This window comes from Kitasatospora azatica KCTC 9699 (assembly GCF_000744785.1).
Lineage (GTDB): Bacteria > Actinomycetota > Actinomycetes > Streptomycetales > Streptomycetaceae > Kitasatospora > Kitasatospora azatica.
Window position 1 is genome coordinate 2,334,203 of sequence record NZ_JQMO01000003.1, and the last position, 24,194, is coordinate 2,358,396.

General features: G+C 73.0%; 20 protein-coding genes. 16 read left to right on the forward strand and 4 right to left on the reverse strand.

Translation table 11 applies throughout. The features are described 5' to 3' along the window. The first annotated feature begins 40 nt into the window (after positions 1 to 40). Both BR98_RS21075 and BR98_RS39490 read left to right on the forward strand, forming a co-directional pair. On the forward strand, positions 41 to 1,657 hold the full coding sequence (locus BR98_RS21075) for a PLP-dependent aminotransferase family protein (protein ID WP_051970003.1): 1,617 nt from the start codon (positions 41 to 43) through the stop codon (positions 1,655 to 1,657). Between the two features lie 127 nt (positions 1,658 to 1,784). Next, on the forward strand, positions 1,785 to 1,952 hold the full coding sequence (locus tag BR98_RS39490) for a hypothetical protein (RefSeq protein WP_157537863.1): 168 nt from the start codon (positions 1,785 to 1,787) through the stop codon (positions 1,950 to 1,952). 80 nt (positions 1,953 to 2,032) lie between these two features. On the opposite strand, the gene BR98_RS21080 is transcribed toward BR98_RS39490, so the two are convergent. Both BR98_RS21080 and BR98_RS21085 read right to left on the reverse strand, forming a co-directional pair. Beyond that, the gene (locus tag BR98_RS21080) at positions 2,033 to 2,464 is read right to left on the reverse strand and encodes a hypothetical protein (RefSeq protein ID WP_157537864.1); all 432 of its coding nucleotides are present in this window, start codon (positions 2,462 to 2,464) and stop codon (positions 2,033 to 2,035) included. A gap of 207 nt (positions 2,465 to 2,671) precedes the next feature. Further along, positions 2,672 to 5,599, reverse strand: a complete 2,928-nt coding sequence (locus BR98_RS21085) for a helix-turn-helix transcriptional regulator (protein ID WP_035846871.1) — start codon at positions 5,597 to 5,599, stop codon at positions 2,672 to 2,674. A 213-nt stretch (positions 5,600 to 5,812) separates the two neighbouring features. Between BR98_RS21085 and lanL the strand changes: the two genes are divergently transcribed. The 14 genes from lanL to BR98_RS21105 all read left to right on the forward strand — a co-directional run bounded on the left by lanL (position 5,813) and on the right by BR98_RS21105 (position 15,806). Further along, on the forward strand, positions 5,813 to 8,533 hold the full coding sequence (lanL, locus tag BR98_RS21090) for a class IV lanthionine synthetase LanL (RefSeq protein WP_157537865.1): 2,721 nt from the start codon (positions 5,813 to 5,815) through the stop codon (positions 8,531 to 8,533). Continuing rightward, a complete protein-coding gene (locus tag BR98_RS21095; RefSeq protein ID WP_035846873.1) occupies positions 8,530 to 10,350 on the forward strand; it encodes an alpha/beta hydrolase family protein in 1,821 nt (606 codons plus the stop codon). Before lanL ends, BR98_RS21095 begins: the two co-directional genes overlap by 4 nt. A 6-nt stretch (positions 10,351 to 10,356) precedes the next feature. Beyond that, the gene (locus BR98_RS40400; RefSeq protein WP_198042253.1) at positions 10,357 to 10,488 is read left to right on the forward strand and encodes an ALQxL family class IV lanthipeptide; all 132 of its coding nucleotides are present in this window, start codon (positions 10,357 to 10,359) and stop codon (positions 10,486 to 10,488) included. A gap of 100 nt (positions 10,489 to 10,588) precedes the next feature. Further along, a complete protein-coding gene (locus BR98_RS40405; protein ID WP_198042254.1) occupies positions 10,589 to 10,723 on the forward strand; it encodes an ALQxL family class IV lanthipeptide in 135 nt (44 codons plus the stop codon). Positions 10,724 to 10,771: 48 nt separating this feature from the next. Continuing rightward, entirely contained in the window at positions 10,772 to 10,906 is a 135-nt protein-coding gene (locus tag BR98_RS40410) for an ALQxL family class IV lanthipeptide (RefSeq protein ID WP_198042255.1), read from the forward strand. A 45-nt stretch (positions 10,907 to 10,951) separates the two neighbouring features. Then, entirely contained in the window at positions 10,952 to 11,089 is a 138-nt protein-coding gene (locus BR98_RS39495) for an ALQxL family class IV lanthipeptide (protein WP_157537866.1), read from the forward strand. A gap of 48 nt (positions 11,090 to 11,137) precedes the next feature. Beyond that, the gene (locus BR98_RS39500) at positions 11,138 to 11,275 is read left to right on the forward strand and encodes an ALQxL family class IV lanthipeptide (protein ID WP_157537867.1); all 138 of its coding nucleotides are present in this window, start codon (positions 11,138 to 11,140) and stop codon (positions 11,273 to 11,275) included. Between the two features lie 45 nt (positions 11,276 to 11,320). Continuing rightward, positions 11,321 to 11,455, forward strand: a complete 135-nt coding sequence (locus BR98_RS40415; RefSeq protein ID WP_198042256.1) for an ALQxL family class IV lanthipeptide — start codon at positions 11,321 to 11,323, stop codon at positions 11,453 to 11,455. 47 nt (positions 11,456 to 11,502) lie between these two features. After that, positions 11,503 to 11,625 carry an ALQxL family class IV lanthipeptide gene (locus tag BR98_RS40420; protein WP_198042257.1) on the forward strand — a complete coding sequence of 41 codons (123 nt, stop codon included), beginning with the start codon at positions 11,503 to 11,505 and terminating at the stop codon, positions 11,623 to 11,625. A 44-nt stretch (positions 11,626 to 11,669) separates the two neighbouring features. Next, positions 11,670 to 11,795: an ALQxL family class IV lanthipeptide gene (locus tag BR98_RS40425; RefSeq protein ID WP_198042258.1), complete on the forward strand. Its 126-nt coding sequence runs from the start codon at positions 11,670 to 11,672 to the stop codon at positions 11,793 to 11,795. A gap of 50 nt (positions 11,796 to 11,845) precedes the next feature. Then, positions 11,846 to 11,962 carry an ALQxL family class IV lanthipeptide gene (locus tag BR98_RS40430; protein ID WP_198042259.1) on the forward strand — a complete coding sequence of 39 codons (117 nt, stop codon included), beginning with the start codon at positions 11,846 to 11,848 and terminating at the stop codon, positions 11,960 to 11,962. Positions 11,963 to 12,016: 54 nt separating this feature from the next. Beyond that, positions 12,017 to 12,133: an ALQxL family class IV lanthipeptide gene (locus tag BR98_RS40435; protein WP_198042260.1), complete on the forward strand. Its 117-nt coding sequence runs from the start codon at positions 12,017 to 12,019 to the stop codon at positions 12,131 to 12,133. Positions 12,134 to 12,306: 173 nt separating this feature from the next. Beyond that, positions 12,307 to 14,043 carry an ABC transporter ATP-binding protein gene (locus BR98_RS21100; protein WP_051970005.1) on the forward strand — a complete coding sequence of 579 codons (1,737 nt, stop codon included), beginning with the start codon at positions 12,307 to 12,309 and terminating at the stop codon, positions 14,041 to 14,043. After that, positions 14,025 to 15,806, forward strand: a complete 1,782-nt coding sequence (locus BR98_RS21105; RefSeq protein WP_051970006.1) for an ATP-binding cassette domain-containing protein — start codon at positions 14,025 to 14,027, stop codon at positions 15,804 to 15,806. Before BR98_RS21100 ends, BR98_RS21105 begins: the two co-directional genes overlap by 19 nt. 12 nt (positions 15,807 to 15,818) lie before the next feature. On the opposite strand, the gene BR98_RS37105 is transcribed toward BR98_RS21105, so the two are convergent. Then, on the reverse strand, positions 15,819 to 21,293 hold the full coding sequence (locus tag BR98_RS37105; RefSeq protein WP_063774817.1) for an AAA family ATPase: 5,475 nt from the start codon (positions 21,291 to 21,293) through the stop codon (positions 15,819 to 15,821). 328 nt (positions 21,294 to 21,621) lie between these two features. Continuing rightward, positions 21,622 to 24,066 carry an ATP-binding SpoIIE family protein phosphatase gene (locus BR98_RS21115; protein ID WP_051970007.1) on the reverse strand — a complete coding sequence of 815 codons (2,445 nt, stop codon included), beginning with the start codon at positions 24,064 to 24,066 and terminating at the stop codon, positions 21,622 to 21,624. Between the last annotated feature and the right edge of the window lie 128 nt (positions 24,067 to 24,194).

Here is a 24,194-nt window from a genome sequence, read left to right on the forward strand (position 1 = left end):
TGCTTCCCTTCACGGCGCCACAGGTTCCATCCTGACGTCCATGATCCGAACCGACACCCTGCCCGCCCCCGTGAGCCACGACGAGCTGTCCCGGCCCGAGCCGGACGCCCGTGACTTCGCGATACCGGCGGGCGGGCTGGACGAGGAGCAGCGGCTGCGCGCCCTCAACCGGATGGACGAGTACCTGACCAGGAAGCGCCGCCACCTGCTCGGGTTCCAGGCCACCCAGGAGATGGGCGGCTCTGCCTTCGACCTCGGCCGGTTCATGCAGCACAACATCAACAACCTCGGCGACCCGTTCCAGAGCGGTGGCTACAAGCCGAACACCAAGGCCGTCGAGCGTGCCGTGCTCGACTACTACGCCGCCCTCTGGCACGCCGACGGGCCGCACGACCCGGCCGACCCCGAGTCGTACTGGGGCTACGTGCTCTCCATGGGCTCGACCGAGGGCAACATGTACGCGCTCTGGAACGCCCGCGACTACCTGAGCGGCAAGCCGCTGATCCAGCCCTCGGCCGGGTCGTCCGTCGTCGGGGCGGCCGGCCCGGTCAACCCCAACGCCCGCCGCCCGGTGGCCTTCTACTCCGAGGACACCCACTACTCCTTCGCCAAGGCCGTCTGCGTGCTCGGCGTCGAGACCTTCCACGCCGTGGGAACCGAGCAGTACCCCGGCGAGTGCCCGCTGCGCGGAGCTGCGGGGGAGCCGCTCGACTGGCCCACCGAAGTCCCCTCGCGCAGCGGCCCCTCGGGGCACGCCTGGGACGGCACCGGCGAGATCGACACCGACGCCCTCGCAGTACTGGTGGAGTTCTTCGCCGCCAAGGGCCACCCGATCTTCGTCAGCCTCAACCTCGGCAGCACCTTCAAGGGCGCCCACGACGACGTGCGCGGAGTCTGCGAGCGGCTGCTGCCGATCTTCGAGCAGCACGGCCTGGTCCGGGCGGCCGACGGGCGCCGCGGCTTCTGGATCCACGTGGACGGCGCCCTCGGGGCCGGCTACCTGCCGTTCCTGCGGATGGCCGGCGCCGACCCGGCGCGCTTCGGCTGGACCCCCGACACCGAACTGCCCGAGTTCGACTTCGGCATCACCCTGCCCACCCGGGAGTCCGGCGAGCTCGACATGGTCTCCTCGATCGCCATGAGCGGCCACAAGTGGCCCGGCGCGCCCTGGCCCTGCGGCATCTACATGACCAAGGTCAAGTACCAGGTCGCGCCCCCGTCCCAGCCGGAGTACACCGGCGCCCCCGACACCACCTTCGCCGGCTCCCGCAACGGCTTCTCACCGCTGGTCCTGTGGGACCACCTCTCCCGCCACTCCTACCAGGACCAGGTGGACCGGATCCGCCGCTCCCAGCAGCTCGCCGCCTACCTGGAGCAGCAACTGCGCCTGCTGGAACTGGAGAAGGGCATCGACCTCTGGCCGGCCCGCACCCCCGGCGCCATCACCGTCCGCTTCCGCAAGCCCAGCCCCGAGCTGGTGGCCAAGTGGTCCCTCTCCTCCCAGGACGTCCTGACCACCCCCGGCGACGAGACCACCCGCCGCAGCTACGTGCACGTCTTCCTGATGTCCTCCGTCGACCGCACCAAGCTCGACGCCCTGCTCGCCGACCTGGCCGAGGACCCGGTCATCCTCGGCGCGGCCGGCCCTGCCGCCTAGGGCCGGGCAGGCCCTGGGCTCACTCGTCGGCGAACGCGTGGGTCGCGCGGCGATACGGCTGGGACACGGCGGCCAGGCGCTGCGGGGGCCACAGGTCGGCCCGCTCGTTGAGTTGGGAGTCCTCGGCTTGACCCTCCTCGCGGCCGTACTGGGCGCGGCCTACCGGATGGCCGAGTGGAACCGTCCCGGTCTGCCGCTGCTCTCCCTGATCCCGGTCATCGCCTTTGGTGCGGTCATTGGCGTGGCCGGCGCGCTGGTGCTCTACGCCCTGGTCGCGTCCAGGCAGCGCGGGTGAGCGGCGCCTGACCACCGCCGCCCCGACACGCCGAAACGGTCCGCCGGCGAACCGGCGGACCGTCACGGAAGACGCAGAGGTCAGAGCGCGGCTTCGAGGAGCTGCTGGATGCGCTTGGTGCGCTCCTCGACGTGGTGGGTGTTGGTGTCCGACTTGTGGTCGATGGTCAGCACGCCGTCGGCGAAGGTGATCCCCGACTCGCTGAAGTACTCATCGGTGTTCCTGACGACGACCTTGGAGACCCCCTCGCGGAGCGCCTCCTTGCCCATGTCGTCGGCCCCGATCTCGCCAAACGCGGTCAGCAGCGGCTGGAAGTACACCTGGGGGAAGTACTCGGCGTAGCGGTCGGCGTAGTCGGGGACGGCCAGCTCGGACCACTCCACCTCGATCGGCACCTCGAACCCTGCCGCCTCGTCGATCTGCGACTTCCAGCCGGGGTAGTCCTCGTTCTTGAACCGCTCGGCACTGCGACGCTCGGCCAGGCCCATTCGAATCTCCAAATTGTCCGTCAAGTTCTGCTCTTCACAGCGAAGTGCTGACCGCCTCGACAAGCTCGCGCGGCAGCGCGCGGGGCGATCCGGGCCATGGGCCGGGTCGAGTTCTCCGCTTGCGGTGATCCTTCCGGTCGCAGACCCAGGAGGCATCCGTAAGGCCACGTAAATCCCCTACGCAGCACTCATGTCGGCCACGTCCGCAGGTTTGAACCGGGTCGTCGTCGCTCAGGCGGCTTCCAGGATGCCGAGGGCGGTGACCAGGCCGGACCGCGACGTGACATGGAGCTTGCGGAAGATGCGGGTCAGGTGTCCTTCGACAGTTTTGACGGAGATGAAGAGTTCGGCGGCGATGGCACGGTTGCTCCGGCCGGCGGCGACCAACTCGGCGATGCGGCGTTCCTGTTCGGAGAGTGCGGGATGGGCGGGGTGGGCGGGGGCGCGCCGGCCGGGGCGGGGACGGTGGCCGCCGATCCGCCGCTGGGCGTTGACGGCGAGGATGCCGAGGTGGGCGGCCCCGCAGTCGTCGGCGAGCTGCTTCGCCCGACCGACGGCGAGTGCGGCCTCGTCGAGCCGGTGACCGTCGGCGAGGCTGCGGCCGAGCAGCAGGCGGGCTTGGGCCTCGGCGGGGGACAGGCCCGCGGAGGCGAAGAGGTCGGCCGCGCAGCGAAGGAATTCCGCGGCGACATCGGGGTCGTCGGTCCGCACGAAGGCCTGGGCGAGCACGGCGTATCCGCGCTGGCCCGGCAGTTCCACGGTGTCGGCCGCCTCGGCGGCGGCCGCGGCCCAGTTGCGGGCCGCGGCGTGGTTGCCCCGGGCCGCCTCGGCCCGGGTGGCGGTACAGCACCACATGGCCCGCAAGGCGGGCAAGGGCACCGGACGGCCCGGTTCGACGATGGCGCGGATGAGGTCCAGGCAGTCGTCGGGGCGGCCCTGCTCCAGGCGCAGCGCGGCCAGCATGCCGGCGGACGCCTCCCAGAGCCGTCCGCGACGGGTGACGGCGCGAAGGGCCTGCTCGATGGTTCCGGCCGCCGAGGTGGGGCCGGTCCGCTGGGCGGTCGCCGCGGCTCGCAGGGTCAGCGCGAAGGCGACGAGGTTCGGCAGGGCGAGCTGATGCGCCGTCTCCTCGGCGCTTCCGGCCGAAGCCGCGCTGCCCTCCAGCTCGCCGGTCGCCTGCTGTGCGTACGACTGGCACAGCAGCAGATGGGGCAGCAGGTGGCTCTGCCCGGTCCGCCGGGCGAGGGCGACGCCGCGGGTGGTGTGGCGCAGGGCATCGTGGTGGCGCTCGGACAGCGCTTCGGCCCAGCCCAACTGGACGGCCCCGTCGAGGCAGCCGGCCAGTTCCCCGTCCTTCATCGCGTCGAACGAGGCTGCCGCTTCGGCCGCGTGCGTTCGGGAGGGCTCCAGGCGTCCGCTGTACGCGGCGCCCAGGGCGCGGCAGGCGGCGACGGCGGTGCGGATCCTGCGGTCGGAGGTGCTCACTCGGAGCGTGTCGAGCAGGCGCGCGGCCTCGTCGTACCTGCCCTGCGCCGTGCGCACGATGGCGAGTTGCAGCCGGAGCGGGTCGGCCCGGGAGTCGTGTTGCGGCCAGCGGGCCAGTTCGCGTTCCAGAACGGAGCCGTTCGACCGCGGGGTGAGGGTGCGTTCGACTGCCGACCCGACCGCCACCAGGGGTACCCGCAGCTCGGGTCGGCTGGGCGGCACCAGCTCGAGGGCCTGGCCCAGGCTGTCGCGACACCCGGTCAGGTCGCCGGTCATGGCGACGGCTTCGGCCAGCCCCAGCAGCATGCCGAGTCTGCGCGGGGCCAGATCCCCGGAGCGGTCCGTGGCGGACAGGCGCAGCGCGGCGCGCAGCCAGGTGGCGGCGGTGGCAGGGGAGAGGTGGCGGGTCGAGGCAGCCGCCTCGACCAGGACCGCGATCGCCTCCCGGTCCCCGGGGCGCGCCGAGCGCGCGACATGGGGGGCGCGTTCCACGGGGCCGGCCCCGCTGTCGCGCAGCGCCAGGTCGGCGCGGCGGTGCGCGGCCAGGGCCCAGCCCGGCGGGGTGTCCCTGGACACCGCCTCGCGCAGGACGAGGTGGCGTGACCGCAGCAGCCGGTGCAGGTCGGACGGCGGTCCCGCAGGGTTGGCGGCTCGGACGAGGTCGAGTGCGGACAGTCCGTCGAGGGCCTCCAGGGCCCGCTGCTCGGGGAGGTCGGCCACCGCCGCGAGCAGCAGCGGGTCGAAGGGGTCGCCGAGCACGGACGCGGCACGCAGCACGGCGAGTTCGTCGTCGCAGAGCACGGCGGTCTCCCGGATCAGGGCCGCCCGTACGGTCTCCGGCAGGCCCACGGCGGTGGTGCTGCTCGCCAGTTCGCCCAGCAGGCCCAGATACAACGGGTTGCCCTCGCCGGCCGTGCAGAGCCGGTCCCGCTGGTCGCGGGTGTGCCCGGGACCGAGCAGGGTTTCGCAGGCTTCCCGGTCCAGCGGCGCGAGCGGGAGGCGGACGACCCGGTAGTGCGCCGCCGGGTGCTGGAGCGCCGCCAGGAGTCGAGCCGGGGACTGCCGCGGCCGGTGACCGCAGGCAAGGATCAACGGTGTGCCGGGCGCTGCGCGAAGGAGTTCGTGCAGGAGGTCGAGCGTGGCTTCACCGGCCCAGTGCAGGTCGTCCAGGCACAGCAGGACCCCGCGGCCACGGTCGGCCGCCGCGAGGAGCTGGGCTAGTGCCGCGTCAGGCAAGTTTTGCCCGTCAAGGAGCGGCGTCCGGTGCGTGCTCTCGGCGTGCCGGCCGGAAGTCCTCGTACTGGACGTACTTGGGCTTTCGGCCGGTGCGGCGAGAGTGCGTGCCGGGCGTCGCGACGGGGCGAAGGTTGCCTGACGCGGCACTAGGCCCTGGCGCGGCAGGTGACTTCCGGACTGCTCCGGCGAGGCGGTCCGGAGCAGGTCCAGCACGAGGGGGCGGCGCGGTTCGAAGGCCGAGGAGCGGTCGGAGAGGACGGTCAGCCCCTCGGCCCGGGCGAGCTTCTCGAGTTCGGCGAGCAGGGCGGACTTGCCCAGGCCCGGGTCGCCGGCGATCTCGATGACGGTGGAGGCTCCGTCCGCGCATGCGGTGACGGCTGATTCCAGGACTGACATCTCGTGTTCCCGGCCGGTCAGCGGCGGGTTCTGTTCCCTCATAGGCATCCCCTCTGGCGTGCTGAGGCCCCGTGGAGTCGATCGTCAGCCATGGCCCGCCGCAGCAGCTTCCGTGGAACTACGTGAGCCCCTTACGCAACTGCCGGTGTCCAGGGGAGAAACGAGGGTCGCACCCTCATGTTGGGCCCCCGGTCCGCTGCCAGATTGGCCGTCAAGGTCGCTGCCGAGCGGCGGATCGATGGATGGGGTAGTCACATGCATGACTTTCGCTTGCAGTCGGTGGTGGAGGCGGTTCTCGCCGAGCGCGGGCTGGAGGGCTGGACGTTCAACGAGGACAAGGTCTGGTGCCGGGTGACACCGGCCGGCGACGGCGGGACCGACCGGATCCAGGGGTGGAAGCTCCACGTCTCCGCGACGCGGTTGTCCGCGCCGGAGGTGCTGTACCGGGTCGCCCACGTCCTGGTCCCGCGCGGGGTGGCGTTCAAGTTCTCCCGGAGCATCCGGATGGTCGAGGAGATGACCGGCGAGCGGTACGACCGGGCCCAGTGCGGGAAGATCATCGCCATCTACCCGTCCGACGAGGACCAGTTCCGGGAACTCGCCACGGCGCTGGACAAGGCCACGGCGGGGCTGCCCGGGCCGGCCGTCCTGAACGACCGGCCGGTGCGGCCCGGCAGCCTGGTGCACTACCGGTTCGGCGCGTTCCGGGGCGTGCCGGTCCTCACCGACGACGGGGTGTTCGAGATCCGGGTCGCCGATCCGGACGGGACCCCGGTCGAGGACGTGCGCAAGCCGTGGTTCTGCCCGCCGTCCTGGGCCGAACTGCCGTACCCCGCCCCGCCGAAGACGACCAAGCCCGGCGCGCTGCTCGCCGACCGCTTCGAGGTCCGCCAGGCGATCCGCCACTCCGCCCGGGGCGGCGTGTACAAGGCGCTGGACCACCGGACCGGCGCGGAGGTGATCGTCAAGCAGGCCCGCGCCTACGTGGGCGGGCGGCTGAACGGCGACGACTGCCGGGCCGGCCTGCGCAACGAGTGGGACGCCCTGACCGCCCTGGCCGGGATCGCCGCCGAGCCGGTCGACATCTTCGACCTCAACGGCCACACCTTCCTGGTGGAGTCCCTCGTCCCCGGGACGACCCTGGCCCAGTGGGTCGACGAGCAGTTGGCGGGCAACGACGGGCAGGCCGGCCTGGCACCGGCTCAACTGCTGGACATGGCCCGGAAGCTGACCGAGCTGATGGCCGAGGTTCACGCGCGCGGGCTGGTGTTCCAGGACTTCACCCCGCTCAACATCATGGTGACCCCGGACGGCGGGCTGAAGCTGATCGACCCGGAGATGGCCCGCGTCCCCGGCGAGTGGGGGGTCCGGGGCCACACGATCGGCTTCGCCGCCCTGGAGGTCGTGGGCCACCCCGGCGAGGGCTGGGTGCCGCAGCAGACGGCCGACCTGTACTCGCTGGGCGCCGTGCTGCAGTTCCTCGCGGTGGGGACGGCGCCGATGTTCGGCACGGACGCACCGAAGCCGCTCTCCGTGCACGACCGCCTCGCCGACGTGCTGCGAGTGGTCGGCCTGCGCAACGCCGCCGCGCGGATGGTGGCGCCGGCGGTGTCCGGTCTGACGGCCGACGACCCCGAGCAGCGCTGGTCGCTCGACCGGCTCCGGGAGTTCCTCGCCACCTGCACGGTGCCGGCGGCCGCGGCCGTGTCCGAGGAGGACATCGCGGCTGCGGACCGGCTCTCCGACGCCGACCGGCAGCGCTTCACCGACGACGGCCTCGCCCACCTGCTGGCGGCCATGGCCGCCCCCGGCGACGATGCCGGCCGGCTGTGGCCGAGCACCGACTTCGGCAACGGCACCGACCCCTGCAACGTCCAGCACGGCTCGGCCGGGGTCCTGGGCCTGCTCACCCTGGCCGACCGCCACCTGCAGCGGGACGACCTGCGCGCGGCCGTCACCCGGACGGCGGCCTGGACCGCGCAGCGGCGCGACGCGATCCCCCGGCTGCTGCCCGGCCTGTACTTCGGGCGCTCCGGCACCGCCTGGGCGCTCTTCGACGCGGCCCGCCACCTCGGTGACGAGGAGTTGGAGCAGCAGGCGGTCGACCTGGCCCTCGCCGTGCCGGTGGAGTGGCCCAACCCGGACGTCTGCCACGGAGTCGCGGGGTCCGTCCTGACCCAGCTCCACCTGTGGCGCCACACCGGCCGCGGCGAGTTCCTGGAGCGGGCGACCAAGGGCGGCGAGGCGCTGCTGGCGGCTGCCGAGCACACCGACGGCCAGGTCTACTGGCCGATCCCAGACGGCCTCGACTCGCTCCTGTCGGGCATCTCCCACCTGGGGTTCGCCCACGGCGTCGCCGGTGTCGGGTACGCCCTGCTGGCGATAGCCCAGGCCACGGGGGACGAGCGGTACCTGACGGCCGCGGTGGCCGCCGGGAACACCCTGGTCGCCGAGGCCGAGCGCGGACCGTCGGGGGCGCACTGGCGCAACGACCGCAGCGACGAGCCCGGCACGGGCATGCGCACCCACTGGTGCAGCGGCTCCTCCGGCGTGGGGACCTTCCTGCTGCGGCTGTGGCAGACGACCGGTGACGCCGAGTACCTGCACCTGACGGAGCAGGCGGCGCAGGCGGTCCGCCACGCCCGGTGGTACTCGGGCACCGCGGCCTGCCACGGCCTGGCCGGCAACGGCGAGTTCCTGCTCGACCTCGCGGACGCCGTCGGCGGCCCGTACCGCGGGTGGGCCGAGGAGCTGGCCTCCTCGATGGTGCTGCGCCACGGCGTCCGCGGCGGACTCCTGGTGATCCCCGACGAGTCCTCGCAGGGCGCGGCCGTCGACTACAACGTGGGCCTCAGCGGCACCGTGGGCTTCCTGCTGCGACTGGCGCACGGCGGGGGCCGGCCCTGGATGGCCGACGGGGCGGCGGAGCAGGCGGTCGACGGTGTCCACCGCTCGCTGCAGTTGGTGACGCGGTGACAACTCCCTGGCAGGGGTACCTCGACGACAGCACCGTGACGTCGAGGATCAGCTTCCGGTTCTCCGCCTGCGGCACCCGGGCCGCCTGCCTGGCCACCACCGAGTCCGGTCGGCAGCAGGCCGAGAGCTGGAGCCTGCGGGCGGACGGGCCGGTCCTGGACTTCTCCACCGAGCTGACCTGCGACCTCGCCTACACGATGGTCCTCCCGCTGGACGGCGAACGGCTGCTGGTCTCCCGGCACGGCTCCCAGGACACCCAGACCCTGGACCTGCTCCACCCGGACGGGCGGCTCACCGCGCTGGGCAGCACGCAGCACGCACCGCTCGCCCTGCTGGCCCTGCCGGCGGGATCCCCCGGCCTGGCACTGGCCTGGTCGGGCCGCGACGCCGGTGCGGGTGCGGCGGACCAGGAGACGGCGCTGTACCGGGTGACCACCGGTACCCCGTGGCTCCAGGAGCTGGTCCGGCTGCCGGGGCGGGTGCGGGACGCGACGATCTGCGGCCCCCGGATCCTGTTCGCCCTGGAAGCGGCGTCGGGCCGGGTGCGCCTGCTGGTCGATCCCCGCGACGGGACCGCCGTGCCGGTGACGTTCCTCGACGACACCGCCCGGGTGCTGGCCGGCACCGAGCACCACCTGCTGCTCGCCCTGCGCGGGCCGCAGGGGCCGGCGCTCGCCCGGGCGGACCTCGCCGACGGGAGCATCCGCGCGCTCGACCCGGGCGCTCCCCCGCGCGGGATCGTCTACCCGCTGACGCTGGACCCGACCGGGACGACGGTGGCCGTCCTGGAGACCGTCGGGGCACGTTCGCTGCTCAGCTGCTGGAACACCGAGACCGGGGCCGTGCAGCGGATCGTGGTGCCGGAGGGCGAACTCCTCCCGGTCGCGGCCTGGACCCCGGCGGGGCTCTGGCTCCCGCACTCCGACCCCCGACAGCCCCGGACCATGGCCTGGCTGCCACCGGGCGCGCCGGAACTCCACGTCCCCACCGCGCCGGTGGGGCCCTGGCGGCCCGGCCGGGTGGAGTCCTTCCCCGGGGCGGCGGGGCCGGTCGAGGCCGTGGTCTACGGGCCGGACTGGCGCACCAGCCGGCGGGTGGTGGTGGCCCTGCACGGTGGCCCCACCAGCCACTGGACGCTCGGCTTCAACCCGCTCTTCCAGCTCTTCGCGGCGGCCGGCATCGCGGTCGTGGCCCCCAACCAGCGCGGCAGCACCGGCTACGGGGCGGAGCACACGCTCTCGCTGGTCGGCGCCTGGGGCGTGCCCGACCTCGCCGACGTCTCGACCGTCGCGGCGTACGTCCAGGCCTACCGCGCGCCGGACCTGGACCGCCCCGCCGTCTTCGGCATCAGCTACGGCGGCTACCTGGCGCTGTTGGCCGCCGGCACCCGACCGGACCTGTGGTCCGGCTGCGTGGCCGTCGCCCCGTTCCTGTCCGGACCCCGACTGCACGCCGAGGGGTTCGTCACGGTGCGCGGCATGGTGGAGCGCCTCGACGGGCTCACCGAGGCGACCGACGCACTCGGGCCGCGTGACGTCACCCGGTTCGCGGCAGATCTGCGCGGCCGGCTGCTGCTGATCCACGGGGCCCGCGACGAGTCCACACCAGTGGAGCATTCCCGGTCCCTCGCCCGGCAGTTGGCCGATCTCGGCCGCCGCGAGGGCACGGACTTCCGGTATCTCGAACCCCCTGACCGCGGCCACGCCGCTCTCGGTGCTCACGTCCAGGACCCGATCGCCGCCTTGGTGGCCCGCTTCCTCGCCGAGGGCGAGTCGGCCGCCGACCCCGCCCGCGAACTCGTCCGTGAGAGGAGGTGATCGTTGATGGAATTCGACCTCAACGCTCTGCAGGAGCTGCCCGCCGAGGACGAGCAGGCCGGCTTCTGCCGCTTCACCTGCTCCCTCAGCTGCAGCGGGACCTGCCAGTCGACCTGCCTGGCCACCGGCAACCGGTGAGTCGCCGTTGCCGGCTGCGACGGGCCGTCACCTGTCGGGCAAGCCGCAGGTGACGGCCCGTCCGGCCCGCGTACCAGTCCGTGGAGGGAGGTGAACGCCCATGGAATTCGACCTCGACGCGCTGCAGGAGCTGCCCACCGAGGACGTGCAGGCCGGCATCGGTTGCCGCGTCAGCTGCAGCGTCAGCTGCGGCGGGTCCTGCCCGGCGACCTGCTGGGTCTCGAACAACCAGTGACCAGTCGTCACTTTCCTTGTGCCAGTCCGTGAGAGGAGGTGATCAATCATGGAGTTCGACCTCGATGCCCTGCAGGAGCTCGTCGCGCAGGAGGAGCAGGCGGTCGGCGCCTGCGAGTGGACCTGCGGCGCGAGCTGCCAGGTGACGGAGTGCCCGGCCACCCGCACGATGACCGGCGCCTGACGGCGCCTCGGTTCGTCGCCAGTCCCTGGAGGGAGGTGATCAATCATGGAGTTCGATTTCGACGCGCTGCAGGAGCTCGTCGCGCAGGAGGAGCAGGCCGTCGGTGTCTGCGAGTGGACCTGCGGCGTGAGCTGCCGGGTGACGGGATACTGCCCGGCCACCTGCGGGACCACCGGCGAATGACGGTCCGTTCGGCCCGTGTGCCAGTCCGCGGGAGGAGGTGATCAGTTCATGGACTTCGACTTCGATGCCCTGCAGGAGCTCGTCCCGCAGGAGGAGCAGGCCGTCGGCGCCTGCTCGTGGACCTGCGGCAGAAGCTGCCGCATAACGATCTGCCCGGCCACCTGCATCGGCACCGACGCCGACTAGGCCCCTCGATCCGTGTGCCAGTCCTGTGAGAGGAGGTGATCATTCATGGAGTTCGACCTCGACGCCCTGCAGGAGCTCGTTTCGCAGGAGGACCAGGCGGTCGGCGCCTGCGAGTGGAGCTGCACCCGCAGCTGCCAGGTGACGGTGTGCCCGGCCACCTGCCCGGTGACCACCGTCTGACAGTCCCTCAATCCGCCTACCGGTCCTCTGAAAGGAGGTGACCATCCATGGACTTCGACTTCGACGCCCTGCAGGAGCTCGCTCCGCAGGAGCAGCAGACCGTCGGCATCTGCAACCAGAGCTGCCGCCCGACGTACTGCACGGCCACCTGCACGATCACCGATCCGTGACGGCCGCTGCCATCCGCGCCGCACGCATCCCGGAAGGACCGCGTATGGAACTCGACCTCGACGCCCTGCAGGAACTCCCGGCGGAGGACGAGCAGGCCGCCTACTGCAGGTTCTCCTGCGACATCTCGACGAAGTGCCCGTCCTCCTGCTTCCAGAGCGGCGGCCAGTAGGACCCGGCCGGCCCCGGCACGGTCCGCCCCACACCAGAAAGGAACACCGCATGGAACTCGACCTCGACGCCCTGCAGGAGCTGCCCGCGCAGGAGGAGCAGGCCAGCTACTGCGGCCGCAGCTGCACCGGCACCTGTCCGGCGACCTGTCCCGTCACCGGGTTCTGACGGCCCACCGCCACCAGACCCGCTACCCACAGAACGCATAGAGAGGTGCCGCACATGGAGATCGACCTGGACGCCCTGCAGGAACTCCCCGCCGACGAGGAGTCGGCCGGACAATGCGGGCTGAGCTGCTCCGTCAGCTGCCCGTCCACCTGCCACTCGACGGGCGTCTGACCCCGCCCCGACGCACACCGTCGCCGGTCAGGCGACCGCCTGACCGGCGGGCGGCCGTCCGCCCGCCGGTGAGGTGCAGTGCGATCCCGCGGTGCCGGAGTGCCCCTGCTCCGGCACCGCGCCGGTCGCGGCCGTCGGCCTGCCACCACCCCCCTTCTCCTCCCGGAGGTTCCATGCCAGCCACCCCCGGTGGCCGACTGCTGGCCGCCACCGCGATCCGCCTGCGCCCGCGACTGATCCTGCTCACCGCCGCCCTCGGCACCCAGGTGGCCGCGGGGCTGGCCCTGCCGGTCCTGCTGGCCCGCGCCGTGGACGCGGTGCTGCGGCACGGCGACACCCTCGGGCCGGTCGCTGCGCTGGCCGCCGTGCTGGCCGCGGGCGCCATCGGCGAGACCGGCACCCTGCAGCTCTCGGTCTCGACGAACGCGCACGGCACCGCCTGGCTGCGGATGCTGACGGTGCGCCGGCTGCTCGGCCTCGGGCCGCGTTCGCCCTTCCCGGTCGGGGAGGCGGTGACGCAGGTGGTCCAGGCCGCCCCCCAGGCGGCCGCCCTGCCCGGCCAGGCGGCCGAATCCGCCGTCTCGACCGCCGGCTCGGCCGTGGCGCTGGTCGCGCTCTGGACCGTGGACTGGCGGGCCGGCCTGGTCTTCACCCTGCTGTTCCCGCTCACCGCGCTGGTGGCGCGCAGGTTCATCACCGAGGCCGGCGAGGCTGAGGCCCGCTACCTGGCCGCGCAGACCGGCATGGCGACCCTGCTGGTGAACGCGCTGGCCGGGGCCCGCACCATCCGCGCGGTCGGCACCCTGGCCGTCGAGACGGAACGCGTGGTCGCTCCGTTGTCGGAGCTGTCCGCCGCGGGCCGCGCGATGTGGCGCCTCCAGCGGGACGTGGTGTGGAAGCTCGGGCTGCTGATGCCGTTGACGCAGGTCCTGGTCCTGGCCACCGCGGGGCTGGACCTGGTCGCCGGGCGCATCAGCCCCGGCAGCCTGCTGGCCGTCACCGGCTACCTGACCCTGGCCTCCGGCCTGCTCGACCAGGTGGACGTGCTCATCGGCCTGGCGAGTGCCCGGGCCGGCGCGTCCCGGCTCGGCGAGGTCCTGGACCAACCCGTCGTCGAGGGCGGGCCGCTGCGCACGCCACCGCCGAGCGGGGCGCTGTCGCTGCGCGGCGTCACCGTGCACCGCTCCGGCACGGCCGTGCTGGACCGGCTCGACCTGGACATCCCCGACGGAGCCTCGGTGGCCCTGGTGGGCGCGACCGGGTCCGGCAAGAGCCTGCTGGCCGCGCTGCCGGGCAGGCTGGCCGATCCGGACGAGGGCGAGGTGCTCCTGGGCGGGGTGCCCGTTGCGGAACTGGATCTGCACACCCTGCACGAGGCGGTCGCCTACGCCTTCGAGCGCCCCGCGCTGCCGGGCGCCACCCTGCACGAGGCGATCGCCTTCGGGCGCCCCGAACTCCCGCGCCACGCGGTCGAGGACGCCGCCCGCGCCGCGCAGGCCGACCAGTTCGTGCGCCGCCTGCCCGACGGCTACGACACCGCGCCGGACCGCGCGCCGATGTCAGGAGGACAGCTCCAGCGCGTCGGGCTGGCCCGCGCGCTGGCCCGCCCGGCCCTGCTGCACGTGCTGGACGACGCCACGTCAGGGCTGGACACCGTGACCGAGACCCTGGTCAGCGAGGCCGTCACCGAGCGGCTCGGCGGCAGCACCCGACTGATCGTCACCCACCGCCCCACCACCGCTGCCCGCTGCGACCTGGTGGCCTGGCTGCACGACGGACGCATCCGCGGCTTCGCCCCGCACCTCGCGCTCTGGGCGGACCCCGCCTACCGGGCCGTCTTCGCCGACGCCACCGACCCCGCCGATCACGAGTTCCACGGTAAGGAGCAACGATGCGCAGCCGACCGCTGACCGGCCCGGCACCCGAACCAGGCACCGCCGCACCGCGGCCCAGGAGGGCACCGCGCCTGGGCCTGACGTCGACCGCGGCGGCGTTGCTCGCCGACGGCCTGCACGGGAGCCGCCGGCCGCTGCTGCGCATCGCCGCCCTGTCCGCGGTCGAGGCGGCCCCCGCGCTCGCCTCGGGCTGGGTGACCGCCGCCGCCCTCGACCACGGTTTCCTGGCCCACCGCCCCGGCACCGGACTGGCCTGGCTGGGCGTCCTGGCCCTGCTGTACCTGGTCCGCGCCTGCGCCGAGCGCGCCATGTTCGACTCACTGGCCGCCGTCGTCGAACCGCTGCGCGACCATCTCACCCGTCGGGTCGTCCACAACACCCTGCGCCAGGCGACCGAGTCGGGCCGCGACCCGGGCACGGCGAGCGTGTCCCGGCTCAGCAGCCAGATCGACTCCGCCCGCGGCCTGATCGCGTCACTGCTGCGCACGGCGCGCCCGCTGGCGGCCACTCTCCTCGCCGCGCTCGTCGGACTCGCCGGACTCGACCCGCTGCTGGCCGTCCTGGTGCTGGTCCCGCTCACCGCGGCGGTGGCGGTCTTCGTCTGGTCCATGCGCCGGCTGACCGTACTGCGCCGGGACACCCTCCTCGCCTCGGAGGAGGTGGCGCGCCAGGTCGGGGCGGTGCTCAGCGCCGCCCACGACATCACCTCCCTCGGGGCCGAGGAGCACGCGGCCTCGCTGGTCGAGGCGGAGTCGGACCGGGCCCGCCGCGCCCTGCTCCGCCTCGGTCGCGCCGTCACCCTGCGCATCCCCGTGGTGCTGCTCGGCGGGTACGTGCCGCTGCTGGGCCTGCTGCTGCTCGGCCCGCACCTGGTCGACGGTCGTTCGATCACCGTCGGTGCCCTGATCGGCGCGGCCGTCTACGTGGCGGGGTCCGTCGTCCCGGCGCTGCAGATGATGACCAGCACGGTCGGTGGCTACTGGAGCCAGCTGGGCGTGCTGCTGCACCGCCTCGGCGAGGTCGCACCGGAGCGGTCGGCGCCCGCCCGCCCGGGGCCGACCGAGTCGCCGCTCGACCGCTCCGCCGAGCCCTCGCCGACGCCGGACCTGACCGTCGACCGGCTGTGCTTCGCCTACGGTGTCGGCGCGGAGCCGGTGCTGCGTGACCTGAGCCTCACCGTTCCGTTCGGCGACCACCTGGTGATCACCGGAGCCAGCGGCATCGGAAAGTCCACCCTCGCCACCCTGCTCGCGGGCATCAACGAGCCGACCTCCGGCGCGGTCGCGTTCGCCGGTCGTCGGGTCACCGCGCTGCCGGAGGAGACCCGAACCCGCTTGGTCGTCCTCGTCCCGCAGGAGGCGTACGTGTTCCCCGGAACGGTCCGGGACAACCTGCGTTACCTCGCCCCGCTCGCCGATGACGCCGCCATTCTCCACGCCGCCGAGTGCGTCGGACTCCAGCCCCTGCTCACCCGGCTCGGCGGCCTCGACGCACAGCTGAGCGATCCGGCCGCCCTCTCCAGCGGGGAACGCCAACTCCTGGCACTCGTGCGGACCTATCTCTCGCCCGCACCGGTCGTCATCCTCGACGAGGCCACGGCCCACCTCGACCCGGCCGCCGAGGAGCGAGCGGAACGAGCCTTCCAGGACCGCCCCGGCACGCTCATCGTGATCGCCCACCGCGCCAGTTCCGCAGCCCGCGCCCGACGGATTCTCCATCTCGACGGCGAGGCACACCGGTTGACGGTCAATGAGCCCCTCGCCACCGTTGCGTCCTGAGCCGGCCGGCGCTCACCGGGACGACGGGGCGGCGGCGGCCAGTCGCGCCCGCAGGACGGCGGCATCGGCGGCCAGGCGTGCCGAGCCGCACTGGTCGGCCAGCACCGCGGCCCGCTGCAGCCAACCACCCACCGCATCGGTTCGTCCCGCGTCCAGCGACAGCGCCGCCGCCGTGAGCAGGGTGCGGACCAGCTCGATGCGGTCACCGGCCTCGGCGAAGTCCGCGATCGCCTCCCGGGCGCACCGCAGTGCGCTGTCGGTGTCCCCACGCAGCGCATGGGCCCGCATGCGGGCCCGCAGCGCGAAGCCCTGTCGACCCACTGAGGGGAGCTGGGCGACGCTCTCCTCGGCGAGCCGCGCCCAGCGGTCGGTGGCGGCCAGGTCGCCGTCCGCGGCCGCCACCTGCGCCAGGAGGTCGCACCAGCGGGGCCTGCGCCAGGCGGTGAGCCTCGGCAGCTCCTCGCCGCCCGCGGCGTCCAGCAGCTGCCAGCCGGCCCGGGCCGGGTCGCCCGTGTGCAGGATGAACTCGGCCTGGGCGCAGCGGGCGGAGACCGCCCACGAGGCCACCGCGCTGCCGACGGCCGCCCGGGCGCGTTCGGCCGCGGCGAGCGCCTCCTCCAGGTCACCGGGGCCGTCGCGCCAGAGCAGGGTCTCGGCCCGCAGCGTCAGCAGGATCGCCTCGACGCCGGTGTCGCCGATCCGTCTCACGTGCTGGTCGGCCTCGTCCAGCGTCGCCAGGGTGCCGGACAGGTTCCCCGCACGCAGTTGGGCGTTGCCGAGGACGGTCAGCATCTGCGGATGGATGTAGGTCTGCCCGGTGCGCCTGGACAGGTCCGCGCCGCGGGCGAGGTGGCGCTCGGAGTCGGCCAGCCGTCCCATCATCCCTTCCGCGAGGCCTACCTGGAACGTGGTTTCCAGGTAGGCCACGAGCATCGTGTCAGGGACGGTGTCCAGGATGTCGGCGGCCCTGGCCAGCGTCGCCAGCGCGCTGGCCTGGTCTGCGGTGAACAGGTGGCCGAGTGCCGCCTTGCCCAGGGCGTTGGCCTCGCCGACCGGGTCGAGGTGCTTACGCGCAAGCTCGGCGGCGGTCTCGGCGTGCTGTCGGCAGGTCTCGTAGTCCTGCACGTCGTAGGCGTGGTCGGCGAGTTCCGCGTGCAGGGCCGCGGCGGTGGCCGAGTCGTCGTCGGTCAGCGCGGCGAGTCCGGCGCGGGCGAGGGCACCGGCTTCGCTGTACCGGCCCATCCGCCGTTCGATCCGGCTGGAGTCGGCGAGCGCGGTCGCATCGCCGGCCGACCCGCCGGGAATCTCCGAGCGCAGCGCTTCGAGCAGCGCCCGGCTCTCCGAGGCGTCCCCGGTCAGCAGCCGGGCCCGCGCGAGCAGGACCTTCGCCTCGTACCAGTGCGCCCCGCCTTCGCGCAGCAGCGAAAGGGCGGCCTGCAGATGGCCCGTCGCCACGGCCGGAGCGGTGTAGAGCATGCCACGGGCCGCCGCGATCAGGGTGGTCGCGTGTTCCGGTCGCCAAGGGTCCGCGACCCGCGCGACATGGTAGGCGCGCTCTGCGATCGGCGCCGCCCGCCGGGCGAGTTCGGCCTCGGCGCGCTGGTGCAGGATGATGCGGCGGCTGGGCTCCAGCCGCTGGTAGACGACTTCGGCGACCGCTCGGTGACGCAGCGACAGCCGCGGCGCGGGCTCGGCCGGGCGGACCAGGTCGAGCCGGGTCAGCCCGTCCAACGCGGCCATGACTGCCTGCGGGTCCAAGTCCGCGACGGCGGCGAGGAGTTCCGGGTGGAAGTGATCGCCGAGGACCGCCGCGACCTGGACGACCAGTAGTGATACGGCGTCGAGGCCGTCGAGTTCGCCGAGGATCGCGGTCCCGGCGTCGGCCGCCGTCCCACCGTCGGCGGCCAGCACCTTGAGGTACTGCGGGTTGCCCTGCGCCGCGCCGTGGACCTCCTCCAGGTCCGGCCGGTCGCCGAGCAACTCGCGAGCCTGCTCCAGGGAGAGCGGCCCGAGGTCCCACACCTCCAGCAGCCCGGCGGAGGACGCACGGGAGAGCACCGCCGCGAGCGGGGACGAGAGCTGGCGCTGCCGATAGGCCATCAGGCACAGCACCGGACCGGTGACGGTGGCTTCCAACAGCCGCTCCACGTCCGCGATCCGCTCGGGCGCGAGATCGTGCAGATCGTCCACCACCGCCATGACGGCGGAGCGGTCGTCGGCGCGCGCCGCGAGCTCGTAGACGTCCACGATGTCGGGTCCGGCGGGCAGCGGAGGCAGGGGCGTGCGTTCGCCGCGGGCAGCGAGCACGGGGACGCCCTGGGACCGGGCGTGCGCGGTGGCCGCCCACAGCAGGGAGCTCTTCCCGATGCCCGGCTCGCCGACCAGCACGACCGCTCGGCCGACGCCCGCCTTCACGCCGTCCAACGCCTTTGTCAGCGAGTCGAGTTCGGCCTCCCGGCCGAGGAGCCGAGGCGCATCGGCCACGGCCCGCGGCGTCGCTGGCGAGAGCTCACCGGCTTCGGGACCGTCAGCCGGCAGCGGAACCTCGGGGGCAGGCCGACGCGTCTTGAGGTATGCCTGTTCCGGCCCGGTGTTGCGGCTCACGATGACGGCCAGCTCGGCGCGACTGGACACGCCGGTCTTGCGATAGATCCGGGCGATGTGGGATTCGATGGTCCGTGGGCTGAGCACCAGCTTGCCGGCGATCGCGGCGCTGGTCAGGCCCTTGGCGACCAGTTCGGCCACCTCCCGTTCGCGGGTGGTCAAGGAGACCAGCTCACCCGCTGGTTCGGCCGGGGCGGCGAAGACCACCGGACGGATGTGTTCGGCAAGGCCCGTGAGCAGGCGCGCCCCGCCCTCCGCAGCCAGCCGTGATCCCCGGTGCCACATCTCGGCCGCGCCGGTGCTGTCGCCGATGGCTCGCACGTGCGGAGCGGCGAGCAGCAGTGACTGTGCTTCGCGCAGCGTCGCCCGGGACCGGACGCTCTGCTCCGCCGCTGCGGTGAACATCCGGGCTGCCTCGGCCGCGTCGCCGTGGTACGCGGCGATCCGGCCGAAGCTGCGCAGCGCCGCGCCGTGCTGGGCCGGCAGGCCGAGTTGCTCCGCCTCCTTGCGGGCGCGCTCCGCCCAGCGCACGGCGGCGTCGGTGTCGTCGACCGCGAGGGCGGCGCCGCTGAGCATCTCCAGACAGTTGGGGCGCGTCGCGGGCTGCAGTCGGCACAGGTCACTTCCGCCGGCCCGCAGCAGGATGTCCGTCGCCCGGTGCGGATCGGCGGCATCGAGTGCGGCGGAGGCGAGCATGCTCTGGGCCAGGGTCGCCCACCAGTGGCCATTGCTGCCCGCCGCGGCCGCGGCCTCCTCCGCGACGGCCAGTGCGCTCCCAGGTGCCGGTCGGCCGGCCTGCTGAAGGATCTGCGACTGGAACGCCAGGGTGAAGGCGAGCAACTCGTCACTCCCCAGGGCGCGCGCTATCGGCTCGGCCTCCTCGGCCAGTTCCAGGGCGCTGGTGATCCGGCAGGTGCTGAAATGGATGTAGGCCTTCGCGGTCAGGAACTGCGGGACGAGCCAGACCTGGCCGGTACGCCGGGCGATCGCCAGCCCGCGGTCCAGCCGGCTTTCGGCACCGGCGTAGTCCTCCAGGAACGCCTCGGTCCAGCCCAGGGTGCACAGCGATTCGCACAGCTCGGCGAGGTCCGAGTCGGCCAGGGTCTCCGCGAGTGCGACCGCTGATTCGGCGAAGGTGCGGGCCGTGCCCATCTCGCCCTCGTAGGCCTCGCCCAGGGCGATCCGAGCCAGGGCACCCAGTTCGCCGATCTCGTCGCCGAGGGAACGCGCCGCAGCCAGAACCTCGTTGATGTCCGCACGGACCTCCGGATAGCGGGCGGCGGACAGGACGCAGGAGCACAGCTCCAGGCCGATCCTGACCGCTTGGGACGCCGACGGCCCGGGGGTGCGGGCCAGTTCACGGCGGAGCATCGCCTCGGCTTCCTGGTGGCGCCCGAGTTGCCGCTCCAACTGGCCGCGCAGCGTGGCCGCGGAGCCGCGAATGCCGTCGTAGCGGTCCGGGGCCGGCATGTCCATCACCTGCTCCAGGAGATCCCGGCCCTCCTGCAGTCCGCCGCTCACGCCGAGCGCGCGGGCGCTGAGGAGCGTCAGTTCGCGCCGCATGGCGAGGTGCTCCGAGCCGTCCGGGAGCAGTCGCAGGACGACGCCGAGCCAGTGCGCGGCGGCGGCCGGAGCGGTCGCGGCGCTCTGCTCGGCGGCCGCGACGAGTACACCGGCTGCCTGTGGATCCCAGTAGGTCACCGACCGCTCGACATGGTAGGCCCGCTCGATCACGGTGGCTCCGGCCGCGGCGGTCTCTGCCGCGGCCCGGCGGTGGAAGTCCTCCCGCAGCCAGGGGTCGATGTTCTCGTGGATGAGCTCCCGGACCAGCGGATGGCGCAGGGTCAGCCGTCCGCCGTGTCCTCGCCGCAGGAGATCGCGGTGCATCAATCCGCGCAGCGCCTGGGTGACCTCCTCGCAGCCGGACCCGGTCAGTAAGCCGATCATCCTCGGGGTGGCGTGGTCTCCCAGGACGGCGGCTGCCTCCAGGATCCGGCGTTCCACCTGGCTCAGCGGCGCCAACTCGTCGAGCAGCAGCGTGCCGAGCCCGACCGGCAGGCCGTCCGGTTCTCCGGACACCGCGCGGCCCGCGACGGAGGTGGTACGACCTGGTGCCTGGCGGGCCTCGCGGTGGGCCTGGAGGAGGGAGAGGAAGTACAGGGGGTTGCCGTCGCTCGCCGCGTACACCTCCGAAGCCTGCGCCGGCGGAAGATCCGCGGCCAGGCCCTCGACGCAGTCACGTTCGGCCAGCGGCCCCAGGCTGATCCGAAGCACGGCCCCGGAGTCCACGCCACGCGCGAGCGAGGTGCTCAGCATCGGCGGAGTCTGCCGGCCCCGGCGGGAGACGATCAGGAGGAGCGGAGCGGACACGGGATGGCGTACCAGGTGATCCACCAACTCCAGCGACGCCGGGTCCGCCCAGTGCAGGTCGTCCAGTACCACGACGAGCCGGTGCAGGCCGAGCCTGCCCAACAGGGCCGCGGTGGCCTGGTACAGCGCGAATCGGTTGCTGTCTCCAGGGGCGACCGGCGTCTCGGCGACGCCCCGCAGGGCCGGCGACAACTCCGCCAGCGCGGGGAAGCGGCGCAGCACCGTGGGGCTGAGGTCGGCGAAAGCATCGGCGAACGGCCTGAACGGGCTGTGCTGCTCGTACTCCGTGGCCTGCCCGCTCAGCACGGTCAGCCCCTGACTGCGGATCCGTGCGCTGAACTTGGCCAGTAGTCGGCTCTTGCCGATCCCGGCCTCACCCGTGACGTCGATGATGGCCAGTCCGCCACCCTTGAGCTGATCCAACACCGAGTCCAGCAGACCGACCTCGGCGGACCTGCCGACGAACGGCACCTGGCCGGCGCGCTCCGGTCGGCCGCCATACGCCTCGACCACGGGTGGCTCCCTTCAGCTGAATCCTCCGCAAGGCTCAAGGCGCCGAATTGCGAGAGCGGGCCGTAACCTCGGATCGTGGACACGGGATCTGCGGCTGGCAGCAGCGTAGTTGATGCTCCGTCGACAACTTGTTCGCAGGCGTTGGGGGCTCGGGCTGCCCGGCGCTGGGCGTCCGATCGCGCCGACCGAGCTGGATCGGCGTCGATGAGGAGGGTCAGCATAGCGAGGCCGGCGCCGGAACGCGTCCCGAGGATCATCATCCGGTCACCGGCCGCGCGTGCCGTCGTGACTTCGGACCGTCTGACGGAGATGCAGGCCGTGCCCGGTCTCAGGAGAGGGTCATCTCGGTCCAGATGGTTTTGCCGGTGAGGCTGTGCCGGGTGCCCCAGCGGTGTGCCATCTGGGCGACGAGCATCAGACCGCGGCCGCCCTCCTCCCAGTCACGGGCGCGGCGCAGGTGCGGGGCGGTGCTGCTGGCATCCGAGACCTCGCAGATCAGGACCTGGTCGCGGATCAGGCGCAACGTGATCGGCGGGGCCGCGTAGCGGATCGCGTTGGTCACCAGTTCGCTGACGATCAGTTCCGCCGGATAGATCTGCTCGCTCGCGCCCCACTCGGACAGCCGTTGCGAGACCGCCTTGCGGGCGTTGGCGACCGCGGACGGGTCGGACGGGATCTCCCAGGTGGCGACGTGGTCGTCGTCCAAGGCGCGGGTGCGCGCGATGACCAGGGCGACATCGTCACGGGGGCGCCCCACCACCAGGTCGTCGACGACCGCGTCGCAGGCGGCTTCCAGCGACGGCCCGGTGTGTGCGAGCACCTGGCACAGCCGTTGGTATCCCTCGTCGACGTCGCGCTCGCGGGTCTCGATCAGACCGTTGGAGAACATCGCCACCAGGCTGCCTTCCGCCAGTTCCACCACGGTCGCCTCGAAGGGCAGCCCGCCAACGCCGAGCGGCGCGCCGATCGGCATCCCGGCCGCAGCCGGCGTGCCCCCCGGCGTCACGATCACCGGTGGCGGATGCCCGGCACTGGCCATCGTGCACGTCCGGGACACCGGATCGTAGATGGCGTAGCAGCAGGTGGCCCCTATCTCGCCGACCTCCCCCGTGGCCCCGGCCTCCGACGACAGCCGCACCACGAGGTCGTCCAGTCTGGTCAGCAGCTCGTCCGGCGGCAGGTCCACGTCCGAGAGCGTGCGCACGGCGGTGCGCAGCCGGCCCATGGTCGCGGTGGCGCGGATGCCGTGGCCCACGACGTCGCCGACGACCAGGGCGATACGGGCGCCGGAGAGTGGGATCAGGTCGAACCAGTCACCGCCGATCCCGGAGCGGGTCGACGCCGGGATGTACCTGGAAGCCGCCTCCATCGCCGCCTGCTCCGGCATGCGCTGCGGCAGAAGGCTGTGTTGCAGGGAGAGCGCGGTCTCACGTTCACGGGTGTACCTGCGGGCGTTGTCGATCGCGACGGCGGCTCTGGCGGCCAGCTCATCGGCCAGCAGGAGATCGTCCCGCCCGAACCGTTCCATGCGCTCGGCGCGGCTGCGGCGGTAGAACACGGCGACACCGAGCGTCACCCCGCGGGCGCGCAACGGCACCGCCATCATCGAGTGGTAGCCCTGGTCCCGGATGATCGCGGCGCGGCGGCTGTCCACTTCCATCCAGTGGACGAATTCGGGGTCCTCGGCGTTGCAGAGCACGCCGGTGCCCGTCGCGAGCGCGCGCGCCGGCGGCGTGAACTCCGGATAGCTGTCGGTGGTGCCGATCTCCAGCACGGTCGGTAGCCGCGTGCCCGGGGCGAAGCGGTGCGCGATCCGCCGGAGCATCACACTGCCGGAGAGCTCGCTGTCACTCGGTTCGATGTCGGCTTCGAGAGCGGTGAGCAGGTCGACGCTCGCGAAATCCGCGAACTCGGGGACCGTCACCTCCAGCAGCTCACTCGCGGTTCGGCTGAGATCCAGCGTGCTGCCGATCCTGCTGGCGGCCTCGTTGAGCAGCACCAGGCGCTTGCGCGCCCAGAACTGCTCGGTCATGTCGTGGGCGACGAGGGCGACACCGTGCACCGTGCCGTCGGGGTCCTTCAGGGGAGCGAAGTCGACGGACCACGCATGGATCCGTCGCTGGCCCCCGGTGCGCTGGAAACTCTCCAGGTGCACCGGCTCGCCGCTCTCCAGCGCCCGGCGCAGTCCGTCGGCGAGCTTCACGGCCTGCGGCTGGGTGGTGATGTCGAGAATGCCCAGGCCACGCACCGCGCTGTCCGGCAGGCCGACCACAGGAACCATGGCCTGATTGGAGCGGCGGTACCTGAGCTGCGCGTCGTACAGCGAGACCGAGCAGCGTGGCGCCTGATCCCAGGCCCACCGTGCGAGGTCCTCGTCCTCGGGCCGGGGATCCGACCCCGTCAGAGCGCACACGACGCGCCAGCTGTCCAGCGCGTCATCCGGTGCACCGTCGCGAGCCACGCCGTGATGCGCGACCACCGTCACATCCACCCGCTGCCCGTCGCGGTGCCGCAGGGCGAGCGGGCCACTCAACCGTTCCGGGTTCCGGGCCAGAGCCCGTCGTACGTCCTCGTGTGTGACGGGCTCAACCAGCAGGTCCGCCGCAGGCCGCCCCACGACCTCGTCGGCGGGATAGCCCAGAAGCCGCTCGGCCTCGGCGTTCCAGCCCGTCACGTACCCGCGACCATCGACGATCGCCACCACCGTGCCCGTTTCGCTGCCGCCCCACGGGGTCGGCCCGCCCCCTGGAAGGCGCCCATCCTGGTTCGTCACGGCATGATCACTCACAGAATCGGGGAGCACCAGCCTAGCCCGGCCCGTCGACCAGCAACAACAGCGGGAAAGGGCCGGCCAGCTGTGAGAGGCCGGCGTACGTGACTCGCTCGGGCAGCGCGACCTCG

What these genes read in the sequence shown, in the direction of transcription:
- BR98_RS21075 (WP_051970003.1), top strand. Translation starts at nt 41, where the DNA reads ATGATCCGAACCGACACCCTGCCCGCCCCCGTGAGCCACGACGAGCTG.
- BR98_RS40410 (WP_198042255.1), top strand. Translation starts at nt 10,772, where the DNA reads ATGGAGTTCGACCTCGATGCCCTGCAGGAGCTCGTCGCGCAGGAGGAG.
- BR98_RS40420 (WP_198042257.1), top strand. Translation starts at nt 11,503, where the DNA reads ATGGACTTCGACTTCGACGCCCTGCAGGAGCTCGCTCCGCAGGAGCAG.
- BR98_RS40435 (WP_198042260.1), top strand. Translation starts at nt 12,017, where the DNA reads ATGGAGATCGACCTGGACGCCCTGCAGGAACTCCCCGCCGACGAGGAG.
- BR98_RS21105 (WP_051970006.1), top strand. Translation starts at nt 14,025, where the DNA reads ATGCGCAGCCGACCGCTGACCGGCCCGGCACCCGAACCAGGCACCGCC.
- BR98_RS39495 (WP_157537866.1), top strand. Translation starts at nt 10,952, where the DNA reads ATGGAGTTCGATTTCGACGCGCTGCAGGAGCTCGTCGCGCAGGAGGAG.
- BR98_RS40405 (WP_198042254.1), top strand. Translation starts at nt 10,589, where the DNA reads ATGGAATTCGACCTCGACGCGCTGCAGGAGCTGCCCACCGAGGACGTG.
- lanL (WP_157537865.1), top strand. Translation starts at nt 5,813, where the DNA reads ATGCATGACTTTCGCTTGCAGTCGGTGGTGGAGGCGGTTCTCGCCGAG.
- BR98_RS40415 (WP_198042256.1), top strand. Translation starts at nt 11,321, where the DNA reads ATGGAGTTCGACCTCGACGCCCTGCAGGAGCTCGTTTCGCAGGAGGAC.
- BR98_RS40400 (WP_198042253.1), top strand. Translation starts at nt 10,357, where the DNA reads ATGGAATTCGACCTCAACGCTCTGCAGGAGCTGCCCGCCGAGGACGAG.
- BR98_RS21085 (WP_035846871.1), bottom strand. Translation starts at nt 5,599, where the DNA reads ATGAGGGAACAGAACCCGCCGCTGACCGGCCGGGAACACGAGATGTCA.
- BR98_RS21100 (WP_051970005.1), top strand. Translation starts at nt 12,307, where the DNA reads ATGCCAGCCACCCCCGGTGGCCGACTGCTGGCCGCCACCGCGATCCGC.
- BR98_RS40430 (WP_198042259.1), top strand. Translation starts at nt 11,846, where the DNA reads ATGGAACTCGACCTCGACGCCCTGCAGGAGCTGCCCGCGCAGGAGGAG.
- BR98_RS40425 (WP_198042258.1), top strand. Translation starts at nt 11,670, where the DNA reads ATGGAACTCGACCTCGACGCCCTGCAGGAACTCCCGGCGGAGGACGAG.
- BR98_RS39500 (WP_157537867.1), top strand. Translation starts at nt 11,138, where the DNA reads ATGGACTTCGACTTCGATGCCCTGCAGGAGCTCGTCCCGCAGGAGGAG.